The following is an 18650-nucleotide window of genomic DNA, read 5'->3' as shown; positions in this document are numbered from 1 at the left end:
CGCGCGGCGGCACCGCGGCGCGGCGCCGGGCGGCGGCACGCGCGGTACGCGGGTACGGGGTACGCGGGGCACGTCACGGTACGACACCGGGGCGACGCCGGGCGCGGTCAGGAGTTGCGGAACTGGTTGGGGTCGGAGACCGGAACGCCCTGGATCGGCTCGCCGGAGGGCAGCGAACGCCGGGGGGCGGCGGCACCGTCGGCGGCGGCCTCGCGCTCCAGGCGGGCGGCCTCCTCGCGCAGCCGGGCGGCCTCCTGGCGCGGGTCGTTCTGCGGCGTCTGCGACGCGGCGGCGGGCTGGGCGGCGTTGTCGTCGTCGTCGCGCAGCCCCTTGGTCTCGGCCTTCAGGATGCGCGCCGACTTACCCAGCGAACGGGCCAGCTGGGGCAGCTTGGCCGAGCCGAACAGCAGCAGGACGACCACGAGAACGATCAGGATCTCGCTGGTGCCGAAATTACCCATGACATTCCTCTTCAGCAGGTCTACTCACGACGATCGTACGCCGTCCTCGCGGCGCCGCGCCTCCCCCCGGGGAGCCGTCTCCTGCAGGATCCGCAGTTCCTCGTTGAGCGCCGAGTGCCGCGGGGCCAGCCGCCGCCGGGTGCGGTCCAGTTCCCGGCCCAGGCGGCGGACCCCCAGGTAGACCTTGAACGCGCACACCGCGAGCACGGCCAGGCCCGCGAAGCCCAGCGCCACCGACGCACCGACCCATCCCACGTCCGCCACCGTAACCGACGTCCTCCACCACTGTCGTCATCCGGACCGGTCCGCGCGGCACCGTCACGTGATGTTCACACAGACGTCGTATCACCACGAAACAGTGCAAACAACACCTGGAATGGGCGCCGCGCCGCCCACGTTCCCCCCGGCACCGCCGTGGTGCCGCCGCACGCGCCCCCGAGAACGCCGCCGAGAGCACCGCAGAAGGCACCGCCGAAAGCGCCGTCACGGGGTCCCGCTCACGCGTGCCCGTACAGCGCCAGGGCGCGGGAGGCGTCGTCGCGGACCTCGGCGGCCAGCTCCACGGGCTCCACCACGCGGCCCTGGTCGCCCAGGCGCAGCGCCAGGCCCCGCACCCAGCGGGTGTCGGAGGTGCGCAGCACCACCTCCAGCCGCCCCTCCCCCAGTTCCCGGACGCTCTCGCACGGGTAGTAGTCGGCGACCCAGCGGCCCTGCGCGGTCAGCTCCAGGGTGACCACGACGTCGTCGGGCGAGGGCCGGTACAGGCCGCCGGCGTCCACGTCGCGCGGCTCGGCGTCCTCGGGGACCTGCGCGGGCACCTCGTCCAGCACCCGCAGGGACGTGATGCGGTCCAGGCGGAACAGCCGCACCGCCTCGGCGCGGCGGCACCACCCCTCCAGGTAGGTGCTGCCCTCCACCACCAGCAGCCGCATGGGGTCCACGTCGCGTTCGGTGTTCTCGTCGCGCGCGGGCACGTAGTACGCCAGGTGCACGCGCCGGCCCCGGGCGATCGCGTCGCGCAGGCGGCCCAGGTGGCCGCGCGCGTCCGGCGCGCCGCCGCCCGCGGCGACCTCCACCGCCACCTTGCTGGCCGGCGCCGCCGCCGCGCCCGCCGCGGTCTCCAGCTTGGCGATCACGCGGCTGAGCGCGTCGCGGTCGGGCAGGTCGGGGATGCCCGCCAGCATCCGCAGCGCCACCAGCAGCGCGCTGGCCTCGTCGACCTTCAGCCGCAGCGGCCGGGCGATCGACTCGGCCTCGGTGACGATGATCTCCCCGCCCTCGTAGGACAGGTCGATCGGGCAGTAGGGGTCGGGCGCGCGCAGCTCCACGCACCACAGCAGGTTCAGGTCGTCGATCAGCTGCTTCTCGGTGACGCCGAACGCCCGCGCGGCCTGGTCCAGCGCCACCGAGTCCCGGCTGATCACGTAGGGGACCAGCGCCAGCAGCCGCGCCAGCCGGTCGGTGGAGGTGGTGGCGCGGCCCGCCGTCCGGGCCGCGGGCGCCCCCGTGCTCTGCCCCGTCATCGATCACTCCCCGTCATCGGTCGCTCCCCGTCCGCTCCCCGGTCCGCTCCCCGTCCGGTCGCCGGCCGTCATCGGTCGCTGGCCGCCAGCGCCGCCTTCAGCTGCCAGATGACCGCCTCACGCAGGTCCGGCGGGTCCAGCACGACCACGTCGTCGGCGAACCGCGCCAGGTACGGCGCGAAGCGGTCGACGTCACGGAAGGTGAGGACGGCCTCGTCCCACGTCCCGTCGCCCACCGGCCGCACGTCCCGCGCCCAGCGCCGCGGCCCCTGCGCGGCGCCCGCCCGCAGCCGCACCGTGGCCGGGCGCGGCTCGCTCACCGGGTCGCCCCAGGTGAACGCGATGCGCCGCACGTCCACCCCCGGCGGGACGGTGACGCTGCCGGGCGGACCGTCGGGGACGACCTCCCCGACGATGCGGCTGAGCCGGAACACCCGCGTCTCGTCCCGGTCGCGGTCGTGCCCCACCACGTACCAGCGGCCCCGGCGGCTCACCACGCCCCACGGTTCCAGATGCCGCCGCGCCGCCCGGGTGCGCCCCACCCCCTGGTAGTCGAACGCCACGGGGCGGCCGTCGCGCACCGCCTCCCACAGCGCCGGGAACGACGGCTCGCCGGTGTCCAGCCGCGGCTCGATGCCCGGCGCGCTCGCGGTGTCGGTCTCCACCCCGGCCGCGCGCAGCTTCAGCAGCGCCCCCGACGCCGCGTCGGCCATGCTGGCGCGCTGCCATACCCGCGCCGCCAGCCCCAGCACCGCCGCCTCGTCGGGCGTCAGATGAATGTCGGGCAGCTCGTAGGCCTGCCGGGGGATCCGGTACCCGATGTCCTCCCCGCCCGCGCCGTGCTGGTCGCTGCCCACCTCCAGCGGCACCCCCAGCTCGCGCAGCTCCTCCTTGTCGCGTTCGAACATCCGCTTGAACGCCTCGTCGGAGTCGGGGTAGCCGGGCACCGCCCGGCGGATCTGCTCGGCGGTCAGATAGCGCCGCGTGGCCAGCAGGCAGACCACCAGATTGAGCAGGCGCTCGGTCTTGCGCCGCGACACTTGGCCACCACCTCGAAGTCGTGCTGCGGTCCGCTCGGCGAGCCCGCGCGTTCCCGGACGATTCCTCCGATCAGGACGCTACCGTTTCCTGCTGTGATCCGATGGCGCAAAGGCACGGTTGAAAGCGTCCGCCGGGAATGGCCGGGGGCGGTCGAGCTCGACGTGACGATCGACGGCGACGGCACCCGCCGGGCCCTGGCCTACACCGCGCTGGTGGGCAGACCACAGCCGGGCGACACCGTCCTGCTCAACACTACGGCCTTGGCGCTCGGCCTGGGCACCGGCGGCTACGCCATGGTCGTGGCCGTCCCCGACCGGCTGCCGCCCGACCCGACGGGCCCCGGCCACCTGGTCAAGGCCCGCTACACCCCGCTGCAGGCGACCGTGCTGGGCGCCGACGAGCAGGACTCCCCCCACCACGAGACGCTCCGCGAGGCCGACTCCCTGGACGGCATGCCGGTGATCGTGGCCGACCTGCACTCGGCGCTGCCGCCGATCCTGGCGGGCCTGCTGGCCGACCGGCCCGGCACCCGCGTGGTGTACGTGATGACCGACGGCGGCGCCCTGCCCGCCTGGTTCTCCATGTCGATCGCCCGGCTGCGGCAGGCCGGCGCGCTGGCCGCCACGGTCACCGTCGGGCAGGCGTTCGGCGGCGACCTGGAGACGGTCACCGTCCACACCGGGCTGCTGGCCGCCCGCCTCGTCCTGGACGCCGACGTGGCGGTCGTGGCGCAGGGGCCCGGCAACCTGGGCAGCGGCACCCGCTGGGGATTCTCCGGCGTCGCGGCGGGCGAGGCCGTCAACGCCGCCGCCGCCCTGTCGGGCCGTCCCGTGGCGTCCCTGCGCGTCAGCGAGGGCGACGCCCGTGAACGGCACCAGGGCGTGTCCCACCACAGCCTCACCGCCTACGGACGCGTCGCCCTGGCCCCCGCCGACGTCGTCGTGCCCGAACTGGGCGGGGACCTGGGGCAGCGCGTCGCGGCGCAGGCGGCGCCGCTGGGCGAACGCCACACCCTGGTGCCGGTACCGGTGGACGGCCTGCGCGACGCCCTGCGCGACGCCGAGACGGACTGGGGCGTGCGGCTGTCCACGATGGGCCGCCGCCTCGACCAGGATCTGGCCTACTTCCTGTCCGCCGCCGCCGCGGGCCGCCACGCGGCCGCCCTGCTCACCTGACCGGCCGTCAGGCCCGGGCGGGCTGCGCCCTCTCAGGGACCCCGTCGGGGGTGTAGAAGTCGCGGAACGTGAACGCGCTCGGGGACGGGCCCCGCCCGCGCAGCAGTTCCAGACGCTCCACCGCCTCCTCCACCGTGGGGATGTAACCGGCGGGCACCCACCACAGCACCTGGTAGGCGTCGACGTGCCGCCGGAACCACTCACGGCGGCGGCGCAGCACCTCCAGGTGGGCGCTGCGGTAGACGAAGTCCCACAGCGCCTCCCGCGACTCCCACACCGAGAAGTTGATGATCACGTCGTCGCCGACGGGACGCACGCCGGTGGCGTCGTTGGCGCCCTCCTCCACCAGGCGCCACACGAAGCCGGGCGCCCCGTCGGCCAGCGCGTTGATCGGATCGAGCCGGGACACGAACTCCGCCATGCCCGGGGCGTCCAGGGGTTCGTTCAGCGTGCTCACGTTGAACTGGGCGAGATGATGGCCGGTCATGCCGGACACTCTATGTCAATCTTCGTTGTTTTTAGAAGGCCCAGACTCCTCCACCACCGTGCAGCACCACCCCGGACGCGCGTCCATCCGCACCCGCAGCCCCTCCGCGCCCTCCAGCAGCCCCTCCAGCAGCGCCAGGTTCATCCCGCACACCAACGGCGGGAACTGCTCCGAGAGCGCGTGAAACGGGCAGTTGCGCATCCGCACCGTGCCGCCCTCCTCTTGCCGCGGCTCGTATCCACGACGCGCCAGCACGGCCCTCACCGCCTCCAGACCGCCCACGGGCTCCGCACCGCGCAGCGCCCGCCCACGACGCCGGGCCGCCCGCCGCAGCTCCTCGTCCAGGCCCGCGGCCTCGGCGGTCTCGGCCAGCACCTCGGCCGCCGTCCGGTAGTCACGCGGCGGCAGCGACAACGCCCGATCCTCGGGCGACCGCCGGTACAGCTTGGCCGGACGCCCCGCCCCCGGCCCCGACCGACCCGTCAACCGCCGGCTCTCGGTCTCCAGCAGCCCCGCCTCGGCCAGCCTGTCCAGATGAAAGGCCGCCAGCGTGCGCGCCACCCCCGCCGCCTCGGCCGCCTCGTTCCGGCTCACCGGATGATCCTGCGCGGCCACGTACTCGTACAGCCGCCGCCGCAACGGATCACGCAGTGCGCCGAACGCCTCGAAGTCCTCCACCGCCCCAGTCTAAGAACAGCCGGACTTGGCGTTAGAACACCGCGGGTCAGGAAACGCCGCGGACGGGGGAACGCCGTAGGCCAGGGAACGCCGTAGGCCAGGGAACGCCGCGGGTCAGTGGACGCCTAGGAGGTCGACGACGAACACCAGCGTGTCGTTGCCCTTGATGCCGGCCTGCGCCAGCCCCTCCTTGCCGTAGCCCAGCGACGGCGGCACCACCAGCAGCAGGCGGCTGCCCACCTTCTGCCCCACCAACGCCTCGTCCCAGCCCTTCATCACCTGACCCGTACCGATCGTCACCGCGTACGGACGGCCGCTGCGCCACGACGAGTCGAAAACCCTGCCGTCCCGCCAGAACACCCCCACGTACTGCAACGCCACCAGCCGCCCCTTGGCGACCGCCGGCCCCTCCCCCTGGATCAGGCTGCGCACCTGCAACCCCTTCGGCGCCGCCACACGCGGAACCGTGATCTGCGGCGCCTGCCCCTGCGCCCCGCCCGACACACGCGGCAACCGCGGATCGTCCAGCCCCTGCGCCCGGCCCCGCGCATGCGCCGTCCTGCCGTACACGCCCCGCACGTCCAGCACGTACACCAGCGAATCGTCCGCGCCCACCTGATGCTGGGTGTCGCCCTTGTCGCCGTACCCCTCCGCAGGCGGAATCTTGGCCACCACCCGGTCACCCACCCGCGCCCCCAGCAACGCCTTGTCCAGCCCCGGCACCAGCCGCCCCGTCGGAAACGCCCCCGGCAACCCCGCGATGTAACTGTTGGCCAGCAGCTTGTTGCCGTCCTTGCTCCACCGGTACCCGACGTAGTCGGCCACCACCAGATCGCCCTTACGCGCCCCCTGCCCCTTGCCGTCCCCCTTCACCAGCGTCTTCACCGCCAGATCCGCGCTCGGCGCCCCCTTCGGGAACGACACCTCCGGACGCGCCCCGAACTTCCCCCGGACCGACACCCCGACGTCGTCCCCACCCGAACACCCGGCGGCCAGCACCAACGGCCCCGCCAGCACGACCCCCAGCAACGGCGCGAAGACACGACGGCGCATGCGGCTCCTCACCCAACGCACGGCGACCCGAACTGAGCGCACACCCTACCGCCAAGGTGACCGGCCAGTAGCCCCTACACGCGCGAAACCGGGGACGGCGCCCACACCGGCGCCGCCCCCGGCCACACGACGAACGTCACATACCGGCGATCAACTTGTCGACCCGCTCGTCCACCGACCGGAACGGATCCTTGCACAGCACCGTCCGCTGCGCCTGATCGTTCAGCTTCAGATGCACCCAGTCGACCGTGAAGTCCCGCCGCTTCTCCTGCGCCCGCCGGATGAACTCCCCGCGCAACCGCGCCCGCGTCGTCTGCGGCGGCACCGACTTGGCCTCGAAGATGTCCAGGTCGCGCGACACCCGCTCCACCGACCCACGCTTCTCCATCAGGTAGTACAGACCCCGGTCGCGATGCACGTCGTGGTACGCCAGATCCAGCTGCGCCACCCGCGGCGACGACAACGGCAGATCGTACTTGCGCCGGTACCGCTCGATCAGCCGGTACTTCGTCACCCAGTCGATCTCCCGCGACACCAGATCCAGATCCCCGGTCTCCACCGCCCGCAGCGTCCGCTCCCACAGGTCCAGCACCCGCTTGACCACCGGATCCCCGCCGCGCCGGTCGATGAAGTCCTTCGCCTTGCCGTAGTACTCCTTCTGGATCTCCAGCGAACTGGCCTCCCGGCCGTTGGCCAGCCGGACCTTCCGCCGGCCCGTCATGTCATGACTGACCTCGCGGATCGCCCGGATCGGGTTCTCCAGCGTCAGGTCCCGCATCACCACGCCCGCCTCGATCATCCGCAGCACCAGGTCGGTCGCGCCCACCTTCAGCAGCATCGTGGTCTCGCTCATGTTCGAGTCGCCCACGATCACGTGCAGCCGGCGGAACCGCTCGGCGTCGGCGTGCGGCTCGTCCCTCGTGTTGATGATCGGCCGGGACCGCGTGGTGGCCGACGACACCCCCTCCCAGATGTGCTCGGCCCGCTGCGACACGCAGTACACCGCCCCACGCGGCGTCTGCAGCACCTTGCCCGCACCACAGATGATCTGCCGCGTCACCAGATACGGGATCAGCACGTCCGCCAGCCGGCCGAACTCCCCGTGCCGCCCCACCAGATAGTTCTCGTGACAGCCGTAGGAGTTGCCCGCCGAATCGGTGTTGTTCTTGAACAGGTAGATGTCGCCGGCGATGCCCTCCTCCCGCAGACGCCGCTCGGCGTCCACCAGAAGGCCCTCCAGGATCCGCTCACCGGCCTTGTCGTGCGTCACCAGGTCGATGACACTGTCACACTCGGGCGTCGCGTACTCGGGGTGGCTGCCCACGTCCAGGTAGAGCCGCGCGCCGTTGCGCAGGAACACGTTGCTGCTGCGGCCCCACGACACCACCCGCCGGAACAGGTAGCGGGCCACCTCGTCGGGTGACAACCGCCGCTGCCCGCGGAAGGTGCAGGTGACGCCGTACTCGTTCTCGAGCCCGAAGATGCGCCTGTCCACATCAGTGAGCCTATGCGGCGGGACCGTCACTTGGCAGTCTCCACAGCCCCTTGTTTCGCACCCGCCATCAGGCCAGGGACGGCCACCCCCGACAGGTTTGACCGCCGCACCGCCCACACCTTTACGGCGTAGATCCGATTTGGGGGAATTTTCCCAACGGAAAAACCCGCCGTGACCAGCCGCCCCACCCCAGAACGACCGGCCACGACGGGTCACACGACCAGGCACGCCCAAGCGCTCAACACGCCACGCCCCAGGACGCGACACGCCCGCTCAGGACGCGCCGCCCACTCAGGACGCGCCGTTCTCCGAACCACCACCCGAGGCGCCCTCACCCGACGCACCCGCCGAACCGCCGTCCGCCTCACGCAACAACGACTCGATCCGCGCCGCCGGAAGCCGCCGGAACAACCGATGCTCACGATTGCGATCCAGCACCGCCACCTCCAACGACGTCGCCTCCAACCGGCGATCCGCGTCCTGCGCCTCCAACGACCGCACCCCCGCCAGCAGCGCCTCCGCCAGACCCATCCCCTCCCGGAACCGGTCCTTCAACGCCTGCGCCACCGCGTCGGCCTGACCGCCCATCGCCACATAACCGTGCTCGTCGGCCACCGAACCATCGAACGTCAACCGGTAGATCTGATCCGAGGCGGCGTCCTCCCCCACCTCGGCCACCACCAGCTCCACCTCGTACGGCTTGTTCGTCTCCGTGAAGATCGTCCCCAGCGACTGCGCGTACACGTTCGCCAACCCGCGCGCCGTCACATCACGCCGGTCGTACTGGTACCCGTTGATATCGGCGTACCGCACCCCGCCCAGCCGCAGATTCTCGAACTCGTTGTACTTCCCGACCGCCGCGAACGCGATCCGGTCATAGATCTCACTGATCTTGTGCAGCGCCCGCGACGGATTGTCCGCCACGAACAGGATGCCGTCGTCATACTGCAGCACCACGACACTGCGGCCCCGCGCGATCCCCTTACGCGCATAGTCCGCCTTGTCCTTCATCTGCTGTTCGGGCGACACATAGAACGGCATGGACACCGGTCTGGATCCCTTCTATCGCAGCGGAGCGGTCGGACCACCGGGCGACTCGAAACGAGCCTCCACCACGGCCTGCGCCAACGCGCCCACCTCGTCCTCACCCAGCCTGCGGTAACCGTCGGCCGTCACCGTCGCCACCACCGGAAAGATACGGCGCGTCAGATCCGGACCACCGGTCGCCGAATCATCATCGGCCGCGTCGTACAACGCCTGCACACACACCGTCGCCGCGTCCTCGGCCGACAGATCCGCACGGTACAGCTTCTTCAACGCCCCCCGCGCGAACACCGAACCCGAACCGATCGAATGGAACTCCCGCTCCTCGTACCGGCCCCCCGCCGGATCGTAGGAGAAGATCCGCCCCTCGTCCCGCTCCTCGTCGTACCCCGCGAACAACGGCACCACCGCGAGACCCTGCATCGCCAGACCCAGATTCCCCCGGATCATGGTCGCCAGCCGGTTCGCCTTGCCCTCCATCGACAGCGGACGGCTCTCCCGCTTCTCATAGTGCTCCAGCTCCACCTGGAACAGCCGCACGACCTCCATCCCGATCCCCGCGGTCCCCGCCACCGCGATCGCCGAGAACTCGTCGGCCCGGAACACCTTCTCCACATCACGCTGAGCGATCATGTGCCCCGCCGTCGCGCGCCGATCGCCCGCCATCACCACACCGCCGGGGAACGTCACCGCCACGATCGTCGTACCGTGCGGAATCTCCTCCCCCGCCGACGACGCCGGCAGCACACGCCGCCCAGGCAGCAACTCCGGCGAGTACGCGGCCAGAAACTCCGTGAACGAAGACGTGTCAGGGCTACCGAACAACCCCGGCAGACGTCGGGTGTGCGAATCGTGGGACCCCACGCGACTCCTTCCCTCCACCATGGCACCGGCCGCCCACACGAGCACACCGGCGCGGACGTCTAGACCCTACTGTTCAAACCACGCTCACCGCATGCGACGTGATCCTCACCCAGATCCGCCCACGGCGAAACCCACACCCCCGACACACCCGCAAACCCCTCCACACCAAGCCCCACACACCCCCCGGCCACTACGATGACCACGTGGTGTGGCGTCCTCCCGGCCCCCAAGGCCCCCCGCCCGGACAACCGGGCTGGCCGAGCCCCCTCGGCCAACCAACCTGGCCCAGCGCCCCAGGCCAACACGCCTGGCCCTCCCGGCGCCCCCACAACATCCCCGCCTACGCCGCCACACCCCCGGCAACACCACCAGAACCACCACTCCCCGACGACGCCGACCCCTTCACCCGCGCCGAACACGAAACCCGCCTCATCGTCGGCAGCCCCTGGTGGCCCACCGCCACCCCACTCCAACGCCAACAAGCCCTCATCCCCCAACTCCTCTCACTCCCCGACCACGGCTGGTGGCTCCACGGCGCCTGGGCCCGCTGGTACCGCTGGCACCCCGCAGACAGCCGCTGGTTCCTCACCCCACCCCCCACCGGCCACGACCGCACCACCGCGCTCCCCCTCCAACCCGGCTACGCCCCACCCCTCATCCCCGCCGAAATCCTCCCCACCGGACCCGACTACGCCCACGACTACGGACCACCCCGCGCCATCGCCGGCACCCCCCTCCCCGGCGCCGTCCTCTACCGCCTGCGCTCCGTCATGTCCGAAGCCGCCCAGGCACCACCCCCCGACTACCCACTCGGCTGGAACTTCTTCCTCCACGGCACACCCAGCACCATCGCCGTCACCTGGAGCACCACCCTCTGGTGCGCCTCAGTCCCCGCCTTCGACCCCCACGTCCACAACGACCTGCTCGACCTGTGGAACCCCCACCTCGCCCAGCCCTACGGCGACCAAGGCCGCCTCCGCTGGCTCGCCCCACCACCCCTGCACACCATCATCGGCCTCTACGCCGAACGCCTCCGCGTCGGCCGCCCCGACGCCGCCGCCCAGCTCATCCGCTGCATGGTCATGACCGCCCAGGCCCTCCGCGACGACCCCCGCTTCCGCCTGCGCGCCACCGCCCTGCTCGCCATGATCGAACCCCTCCAGACCAACCCCGCCCTCGACCACCGCGCACTCCCCTACGGCGACCAGGCCGTCGAACGCCACTGGCGCACCCGCTGCCCCGCCCCGCTCGCCGCCACCCTCTTCGCCGACTCAGCCCCCGGCGAACGCTTCCAACTCGCCTTCTACGACCTCGCCACCGCCCTCCACCCCCTGTGCGGCGACCCCACCGACACCACCTTCGTCGAACCCCGCCACGCCGCCACCGCCCTGCTCGCCGCCGACATGGCCGCCTACCGCCCCGACCTCGCCACCCCCGTCTCCCGCTGGCTCGACCCCGAACTCCGCGCACTCCTCACCGACATCGTCCGGCAGGACACCCACCCCCTCCGCGACCTGTGGCCCACCGACGACACCCCGTCACCACGGCTCACCCCACCCGACCCCGACACCGCCCTCGGCGTCCTCAGCGCCTCCGCCGCCGTCGGATTCGCCTGGTCCCGCCTCGCCGGAGGCATCCCCATCCCACCCCGCGGCTTCACCGTCCCCAACGCCTACATCGCCCACATGGACACCCTCGCCGCCACCCCCACCGTCACCGACATGCCCATCGACGGGACGAACGACGGCGCGAACGAGGGGGCGAGCGACGGGGCGAGCGACGACACGTCCGTCGACGCGGCCGAGAAGAGCGCCTGCGCGATCACCGACCCTGACCAGGTCATCGACCCGCACCCCACACCCGAGCCTTAGAAGCCGACCCCTCTGCCGGGTTCAATCACGCCCAGCCCACCGGCGGCCACGGCTGTCACCCGCTGGATCTCCCCGGCCCGACCTCTGCCCGCCGGCTTGGTTTGTCTGGCTTAGCGGCAGGCTTGCCCGAGTCCCACAGGCGGTCGATCGTTGAGGCGTTGACCCGCCAGCCGTCTACGAGCCTTCCGGTCAGCCCGTCGGTGACCCTCTGTCGGAGTTCCAGGACGCAGGGAAGATCTCGGCCCACGGCATGCTCTCGATCTCCTCCTCGACGGCGACCGCGTCCCTGCGGTACTCCCCGTCCCGCTCCCTGTACGGGCCCCAGCCGTCCATCGGGACCGTCCGAGGGTCGACGTCCGGCTCGGTGAACGACAGCCGCGTACCGCCGTCCTCACCGTCCGGCACCTCCTGGACGAGACGGCGCTGCACGTAATCCGCCGCTCGACGCAGAGAGATCGGGTCGTCGCCCAACTGCCCCATACCGGTGTTGCAGCCGGTGCACAGCATGCCGCGCACGTCACCGGTGTCGTGATCGTGGTCGACGTGCTCGGCGGGCCTGTCGCAGCAGATCGCGCACAATCCCACTTGGAGATGGAGCAGCAACTCGGCGTCGTGGTGGTCGATCCCGTACTTCCTGCGCAGGTGGTGGTGCCGCGTCGACCCCTCCTCCATCGGGCGCGGCTTCGCCCACCGCCTGAGCTCGTTGAGCACGTGACGGTTGGCACGGTTGATCACCTTGGTACCGAGCTCGATCATCATGCGCCGCGCGTGCGGGCCGCCCAACTCCAGGTACAGGGCGGCGTCGCGCATCCGCTGCGGGTCGTCCTCGAACTGGCCGATCCCCCCGTTGCACTTGAAGCACAGCAGGTGGCGGACGAGCCCGGTCATGTGGTCGTGGTCGACGTGCCTGGCGGCGTTCTGGAGGCAGATGACGCAGACGCCGCCCTGCTGCGCCCTCATCCGCTCCATCTCCTCCTCGGTGATGCCGTAGCGGAGCTTGAGGAGGTAGTTGCGCTCACTGCCGTGCTTGCGCCGCTTCCCCTCGACCATGACCGTGTTGTGACAGCGCTTGCAGTAGGCGGTCAGTCCGGACTTCGTCGATCGGTTCCGGCCGAACTCTTCGACAGATTTGATCTGCTCGCACCGAGGGCAGTACTTCATGCCGTCGGGGACGGCCGAGTGCCTGCGATAAGGCCTCGTCTCCTTGCCCAACGCCGCCTGGCGCTTCCGGTAGGACGCGGCGTTCCGCAGGCCGAAGCAGTCTTTGCAGTAGAGCGCCAGTCCATCGGGAGATGCTTTGCGCCTGTAGAACTGCGAGACAGGCTTCTCCTGGCCGCAGTCTCGACATTTCTTGGTCAGCACGGCCCCCGACCCTACCGCCCACACCCGTGCCTTGCCAGCGCTTTACTCGCCGATCAAGAAATGACGATCGACATATCGGACATGTCCGCTTTTAAGGTGTTATTCCCCGCCCTTCTGGACATATGAGCGGATGAATTCCTCTGCATTCTCTTCGAGAACTTCGTCGATTTCGTCCAGAATTGCATCGACGTCGTCGTCGAGCTTTTCCTTGCGCTCCTGCAGTTCCTCGGCGCTCGCCTCCTGGGTCTCCTCGACCTCTTCGGTGCGGCGCGTGGTCTGCTTCTGACCGCCGGTGTCCTTCGTGGCCATCCCGTAACCTCCTCTGCCGGTTGCCCCCAGCCTATCCCCGATCATGGTCGGTGAGCGGATCATGACGAGCCGTTTCACCGTCCCGGCGGCCCGGGGGCCTGGTGGGGTTATCGCCCGTCCATCGCCCAGCGAAACGGTCATAACGGTCACAAATAAGCAGCGCCCCCACGTGGCGCATTACCACGTGGGGGCGCTCGACGGCCCGGGTGAAAGGTTCGGTCAGCCCTCGCCGGTCAGGGTCGCGACCAGGTCGCCGGCGGTGCGGCAGCGGTCCAGCAGGGCGCCCACGTGCTGCCTGGTGCCGCGCAGGGGCTCCAGGGTGGGAACGCGCTGCAGGGACTCGCGGCCGGGGACGTCGAAGATGACCGAGTCCCAGGAGGCGGCGGCCACCGAGTCGGCGTACTGGCGCAGGCAGCGGCCGCGGAAGTAGGCGCGGGTGTCCTCGGGCGGGTGCTCGATGGCGTGCTGGACCTCGTCCTCGGAGACGACGCGTTCGATGCGGTCGCGGGCCACCAGGCGGTTGTAGAGGCCCTTGTCGGGACGGATGTCGGTGTACTGCAGGTCGACCAGCTGCAGCCGCGGGTGGGACCAGTCGAGACCGTCGCGGCTGCGGTAGCCCTCCAGCAGTTCGAGCTTGGCGACCCAGTCGAGTTCGCGGGACAGCTGCATGGGGTCGTCGCCGAGGCGGTGCAGGACCGACTCCCAGCGGTCCAGGACGTCCTTGGTCATCTCGTCGACGTCGGCGCCGTAGCGGTCCTCGACGTACTTGCGGGACTGCTCGAGGTATTCCATCTGCAGCTGGACGGCGGTCATCTTGCGGCCGTCGCGCAGGGTGAGCAGGTGCTTGCAGGAGGGGTCGTGGGAGACGGCGCGCAGGGCGGCGACGGGCATGTCGACGGAGAGGTCGACGGTGAGGAAGCCGTCCTCGATCATGGCGAGGACGAGGGAGGTGGTGCCGAGCTTGAGGTAGGTGGAGACCTCGCTCATGTTGGCGTCGCCGATGATGACGTGCAGGCGCCGGTATTTCTCGGGGTCGGCGTGGGGTTCGTCGCGGGTGTTGATGATGGGGCGTTTGAGGGTGGTCTCCAGGCCGACCTCGACTTCGAAGAAGTCGGCGCGCTGGCTGATCTGGAAGCCGTCGCCGCGGCCGTCGACGCCGATGCCGACGCGGCCGGCGCCGGTGACGACCTGGCGGGAGACGAAGAAGGGGGTGAGGTGGCGGACGATGTCGGCGAAGGGGGTTTCCCGTCGCATGAGGTAGTTCTCGTGGCAGCCGTAGGAGGCGCCTTTGTTGTCGGTGTTGTTCTTGTAGAGCTGGATGGGGTGGGTGCCGGGGATCATGGCGGCGCGTTGGGCGGCGTCGGCCATGACGCGTTCTCCGGCTTTGTCCCAGATGACGGCGTCGCGGGGGTTGGTGCATTCGGGGGCGGAGTATTCGGGGTGGGCGTGGTCGACGTAGAGCCGTGCGCCGTTGGTGAGGATGACGTTGGCGAGGCCGAGGTCCTCGTCGGTGAGCTGGCTGGGGTCGGCGACCTCGCGGGCGAGGTCGAATCCGCGGGCGTCGCGGAGGGGGTTCTCCTCTTCGAAGTCCCAGCGTGCTCTTCTGGCCCGTGCGGCCGATGCCGCGAGGTAGGCGTTGACGACCTGGGAGGAGGTCACCATCGCGTTGGCCCCTGGCTGGCCCGGTACGGAGATGCCGTACTCGGTCTCGATGCCCATCACCCGCCGAACACTCATATCGTCGAGCCTATCGGGGGCGAGGGAGTGGAGCCATGGGGCTCCTCCTCATTGCGCCGTGGTGTCGGGCCGGAGGGGGTGCCGCCGGTGGTTTCGTCGGTGGTGCCGGGGTGGCCGGGCGTTTCCGCCGTGGGGGCGGTGGAGGTCTGCGCGCGGGCGGTTTTGCGGAGGCCTCGGTCGACGCGGCGGAGGCGGTCGAAGGAGTCGCGCAGGCGCGGTTTGAGCCAGGCGGCGCCGGGGCGTTCGATGAAGCGGTGGATGAGGTAGGCGGCGGCGAGGACGGCGGCGATGAGGACGGCGGTGGCGATCTCGAGGGGGATGCCGGGGTAAATGGCGTGTCCGAGGACCGGTCCGATTTCGTAATGGATCAGGTAGGTGGGGTAGGTGAGGGCGCCGAGGGTGGCGAAGAAGCGCCAGCGGAGGCGGCGGAGGGCGCCGATGGCGACGAGGGCCATGACGGCGTAGGTGGCGGTGACGATGATGGGGGCGGCGGGCCAGGCGTCGGCGGGGGCGATGTGGTAGGGCTTGCCGGTTGCGATGGGGAGGGCGTGGCGGACGGAGACGGCCCAGGAGAAGGCGGCGATGCCCCAGAGGAGGATGTTGGAGCCGAAGCGGTGGATGAGGTAGAAGGCCATTCCGGCGATGAAGTACGGGGCGTAGCTGGGGATGAGGAGGTTCTTGAGGGTCTCGTTGCCGGTTTCGTCGGCGAAGATGGCCAGGACGCTCCAGGTGCCCATGAAGGCGACGCAGTTGCGGTAGGTGGTTCCCGCGACGACCAGCAGGGCGATGAGGGCGTAGAAGTGCATCTCGACCCAGAGGGTCCAGTAGACGCCGCTGACGTCGGTGACGCCCATGCCGCGCTGGAACATGGTGAGGTTGGGGATGAGGTCTTCGGGGCGTCCCTTGCCCAGGCCTGTGGTGAGGTAGATGACGCCGACGAGGGCGACGCTGAACCAGTAGGCGGGGTAGAGGCGGGTGATGCGGGAGACGGTGAAGTCGGCGAGGCCGCGTCCCCAGACGCTCATGAGGATGACGAAGCCGCTGATGAGGAAGAACAGGTCGACGCCGAGGTAGCCGAACTGTGTGACCTTGGATATGGGGGTGTACAGGTCGCGGGCGGTTTCGTCCTTCCAGGGGCCTCCGTTGCCGCCGGTGAAGTGGTAGAGGACCACGACCATGGCGGCGAGGAAGCGGAGCAGGTCGACCTCGTGGAGGCGGGTGTGACCTGCGGGACGGCTGCTGGTGTGGGTGTGGGCGGGAGACATCGGCGTTGAGCTTAAGGGACGGGCTTGATGTGTTTGTGCGGTTCTCCGTAATTCCTGGTGTGGGGTGTGGCAGTGGTGGTCATGGTGGGGAGTACGGCTGCGCGGGGGTGATCGGCCGGGTGGTGGGGCGGGGTGGCCGTGCCGGTCGGGGTGTGGGCCGCGTGGGCGGGCCGGTGGGGTGGCGTGGTGCCTGGCGAGGGGGTGGGAACGTGGCGCGGCGGCCACCCGGGTGAGGGTGGCCGCCGCGTCGGGTCGTCGTGATCGGTTGTGGCCGTGTGCCTCCGGAGGGGCCGGCCGTCTTACAGGTACTGGCCGGTGTTGGCGACGGTGTCGATGGACCGGCCGGCTTCGGCGCCCTGCTTGCCGGACACGAGGGTGCGGATGTAGACGATCCGCTCGCCCTTCTTGCCGGAGATGCGGGCCCAGTCGTCGGGGTTGGTGGTGTTGGGCAGGTCCTCGTTCTCGCTGAACTCGTCGACGCAGGCGGCGAGGAGGTGAGTGACGCGCAGGCCCTTCTGGCCGGTGTCGAGGAACTGCTTGATGGCCATCTTCTTGGCGCGGTCGACGATGTTCTGGATCATGGCGCCGGAGTTGAAGTCCTTGAAGTAGAGGACTTCCTTGTCGCCGTTGGCGTAGGTGACCTCGAGGAAGCGGTTCTCCTCGCTTTCGGCGTACATGCGCTCGACGACGCGTTGGATCATGGCGTCGACGGTGGCCTCGGGGCTGCCGCCGTGCTCGGCGAGGTCGTCGGGGTGCAGCGGCAGTTCGGCGCGGATGTACTTGGAGAAGATGTCCTTGGCGGCTTCGGCGTCGGGCCGCTCGATCTTGATCTTGACGTCGAGGCGGCCGGGCCGCAGGATCGCCGGGTCGATCATGTCCTCGCGGTTGGAGGCGCCGATGACGATGACGTTCTCGAGGCCTTCGACGCCGTCGATCTCGCTGAGGAGCTGCGGGACGATGGTGTTCTCGACGTCGGAGGACACGCCGGAGCCGCGGGTGCGGAAGATGGAGTCCATCTCGTCGAAGAAGACGATGACGGGGGTGCCGGCGGAGGCCTTCTCGCGGGCCCGCTGGAAGACCAGGCGGATGTGGCGTTCGGTCTCGCCGACGTACTTGTTGAGCAGCTCGGGGCCCTTGATGTTGAGGAAGAAGCTCTTGCCCTCCTGGCCGGTCTTCTCGGCGACCTGCTTGGCCAGGGAGTTGGCGACGGCCTTGGCGATGAGGGTCTTGCCGCAGCCGGGCGGGCCGTACAGCAGCACGCCCTTGGGCGGGCGCAGGTGGTGTTCGCGGAACAGGTCCGCGTGCAGGTAGGGCAGTTCGATGGCGTCGCGGATCATCTCGATCTGGGAGGCCAGCCCGCCGATCTCGTGGTAGGAGATGTCGGGGACCTCTTCCAGGACGAGTTCTTCGACCTCGGCCTTGTGGATCTTTTCGTAGGCGTATCCGGAGCGCGGTTCGAGCATGAGTGAGTCGCCGGCGCGCAGCGGGACGCCGCGGAGCGGTTCGGCGAGCTTGACGACGCGTTCCTCGTCCGCGTGGGCGATGACCAGGGCGCGTTCGCCGTCGTCGAACAGCTCCTTGAGCATGACGACTTCGCCTTGGTCTTCGAATTCGAGGGCCTCGACGACGTTGAGGGCCTCGTTGAGCATGACCTCCTGGCCGCGCTGCAGCTTCTCGACGTCCACGGCGGGGCTGACGTTGACGCGCAGCTTGCGTCCGCCGGTGAAGATGTCGACCGTTCCATCGTCACGGGCGTCGAGGAAGACGCCGAATCCGGATGGTGGCTGTGCGAGCCTGTCGACCTCCTCCTTGAGCGCCACGATCTGCTCGCGGGCCTCCTTGAGGGTGGCGACGAGGCGTTCGTTCTGCCCCGTCACGGCGGCCAGGTTGGCCTGTGCCTCATGGAGTCGTTCTTCAAGAACCCGAACCTGGCGCGGGGATTCCGCGAGCTTGCGGCGCAGCACGGAGATCTCCTCCTCCAGGAAGGACACCTGCGTCTGGAGGTCCCTGACCTCCTTGTCGTGCTGCGCCCTGCGCGCCCCAGCATCGTCTCGAGCGGCCACGCCCCGTCACCTCCTCACGAAGAGAGCCGACGACCTACTGAGACCCTACCTATCTGGCGGGCTTCCGTAACCTGCCCTTTCGGTACTCGTGTCGTGCCCGCCGCGGTGTGGCGGCGTGCGAACGGCGCGTGAACCGGGTCCCAGAATGCCGATGTTTGTGCGAATACGCAGGAGAAACGCCGGTCGCGGGGGGTGGGATTCCCGGGTGGCCGGGGCGTGGGG

At 70.2% G+C, this 18650-nt stretch carries 17 protein-coding genes; 2 read left to right on the top strand and 15 right to left on the bottom strand.

Features of this window, described 5'->3' with window-relative positions; translation table 11 throughout:
- Positions 1–107: 107 nt before the first annotated feature.
- From tatA to ABD811_RS40510, 4 genes are all read right to left on the bottom strand, one after another.
- Positions 108–461, bottom strand: a complete 354-nt coding sequence (gene tatA / locus ABD811_RS40525) for a Sec-independent protein translocase subunit TatA (protein WP_344958465.1) — start codon at positions 459–461, stop codon at positions 108–110.
- 24 nt (positions 462–485) lie between these two features.
- A complete protein-coding gene (locus ABD811_RS40520) occupies positions 486–716 on the bottom strand; it encodes a hypothetical protein (protein ID WP_344958463.1) in 231 nt (76 codons plus the stop codon).
- A gap of 242 nt (positions 717–958) precedes the next feature.
- A complete protein-coding gene (locus ABD811_RS40515; RefSeq protein ID WP_344958462.1) occupies positions 959–1984 on the bottom strand; it encodes a helix-turn-helix transcriptional regulator in 1026 nt (341 codons plus the stop codon).
- Positions 1985–2052: 68 nt separating this feature from the next.
- Positions 2053–3024, bottom strand: coding sequence for a helix-turn-helix transcriptional regulator (locus ABD811_RS40510; protein ID WP_344958461.1), 972 nt, complete (start codon positions 3022–3024; stop codon positions 2053–2055).
- 93 nt (positions 3025–3117) lie between these two features.
- Between ABD811_RS40510 and ABD811_RS40505 the strand changes: the two genes are divergently transcribed.
- Entirely contained in the window at positions 3118–4200 is a 1083-nt protein-coding gene (locus tag ABD811_RS40505) for a DUF3866 family protein (RefSeq protein WP_344958460.1), read from the top strand.
- Positions 4201–4207: 7 nt separating this feature from the next.
- Here ABD811_RS40505 and ABD811_RS40500 read toward each other — a convergent pair whose 3' ends face one another.
- The 6 genes from ABD811_RS40500 to prcB all read right to left on the bottom strand — a co-directional run bounded on the left by ABD811_RS40500 (position 4208) and on the right by prcB (position 9842).
- Positions 4208–4687 carry a DUF3291 domain-containing protein gene (locus ABD811_RS40500; protein WP_344958458.1) on the bottom strand — a complete coding sequence of 160 codons (480 nt, stop codon included), beginning with the start codon at positions 4685–4687 and terminating at the stop codon, positions 4208–4210.
- A gap of 15 nt (positions 4688–4702) precedes the next feature.
- Positions 4703–5365: a helix-turn-helix transcriptional regulator gene (locus ABD811_RS40495; protein ID WP_344958457.1), complete on the bottom strand. Its 663-nt coding sequence runs from the start codon at positions 5363–5365 to the stop codon at positions 4703–4705.
- Between the two features lie 114 nt (positions 5366–5479).
- Entirely contained in the window at positions 5480–6418 is a 939-nt protein-coding gene (locus ABD811_RS40490; protein ID WP_344958456.1) for an FKBP-type peptidyl-prolyl cis-trans isomerase, read from the bottom strand.
- Positions 6419–6554: 136 nt separating this feature from the next.
- Positions 6555–7913, bottom strand: coding sequence for a Pup--protein ligase (gene pafA / locus ABD811_RS40485; RefSeq protein ID WP_344958455.1), 1359 nt, complete (start codon positions 7911–7913; stop codon positions 6555–6557).
- A 291-nt stretch (positions 7914–8204) separates the two neighbouring features.
- A complete protein-coding gene (prcA, locus tag ABD811_RS40480; RefSeq protein ID WP_344958470.1) occupies positions 8205–8954 on the bottom strand; it encodes a proteasome subunit alpha in 750 nt (249 codons plus the stop codon).
- Between the two features lie 21 nt (positions 8955–8975).
- Complete coding sequence (prcB, locus tag ABD811_RS40475; protein ID WP_344958454.1) at positions 8976–9842, bottom strand: proteasome subunit beta; 867 nt, start codon at positions 9840–9842, stop codon at positions 8976–8978.
- A 182-nt stretch (positions 9843–10024) separates the two neighbouring features.
- Between prcB and ABD811_RS40470 the strand changes: the two genes are divergently transcribed.
- Positions 10025–11692 carry a hypothetical protein gene (locus tag ABD811_RS40470; protein WP_344958453.1) on the top strand — a complete coding sequence of 556 codons (1668 nt, stop codon included), beginning with the start codon at positions 10025–10027 and terminating at the stop codon, positions 11690–11692.
- A gap of 189 nt (positions 11693–11881) precedes the next feature.
- On the opposite strand, the gene ABD811_RS40465 is transcribed toward ABD811_RS40470, so the two are convergent.
- The 5 genes from ABD811_RS40465 to arc form a co-directional block, all read right to left on the bottom strand.
- Complete coding sequence (locus ABD811_RS40465) at positions 11882–12742, bottom strand: endonuclease VII domain-containing protein (RefSeq protein WP_344958451.1); 861 nt, start codon at positions 12740–12742, stop codon at positions 11882–11884.
- A gap of 411 nt (positions 12743–13153) precedes the next feature.
- Positions 13154–13363: a ubiquitin-like protein Pup gene (locus ABD811_RS40460; protein ID WP_344958449.1), complete on the bottom strand. Its 210-nt coding sequence runs from the start codon at positions 13361–13363 to the stop codon at positions 13154–13156.
- A gap of 219 nt (positions 13364–13582) precedes the next feature.
- Positions 13583–15100 carry a depupylase/deamidase Dop gene (gene dop, locus ABD811_RS40455; RefSeq protein ID WP_344958447.1) on the bottom strand — a complete coding sequence of 506 codons (1518 nt, stop codon included), beginning with the start codon at positions 15098–15100 and terminating at the stop codon, positions 13583–13585.
- Positions 15097–16365: an acyltransferase family protein gene (locus ABD811_RS40450; protein ID WP_344958445.1), complete on the bottom strand. Its 1269-nt coding sequence runs from the start codon at positions 16363–16365 to the stop codon at positions 15097–15099. The genes dop and ABD811_RS40450 overlap by 4 nt, the downstream gene beginning before the upstream one ends.
- Positions 16366–16664: 299 nt before the next feature.
- The gene (arc, locus tag ABD811_RS40445; protein ID WP_344958443.1) at positions 16665–18428 is read right to left on the bottom strand and encodes a proteasome ATPase; all 1764 of its coding nucleotides are present in this window, start codon (positions 18426–18428) and stop codon (positions 16665–16667) included.
- Positions 18429–18650 lie beyond the last annotated feature (222 nt).

The organism is Actinomadura miaoliensis (genome assembly GCF_039536785.1).
Lineage (GTDB): Bacteria > Actinomycetota > Actinomycetes > Streptosporangiales > Streptosporangiaceae > Spirillospora > Spirillospora miaoliensis.
The sequence above is the reverse complement of the archived record's forward strand: the minus strand, read 5'-3'. Positions and strand labels throughout refer to the sequence as shown.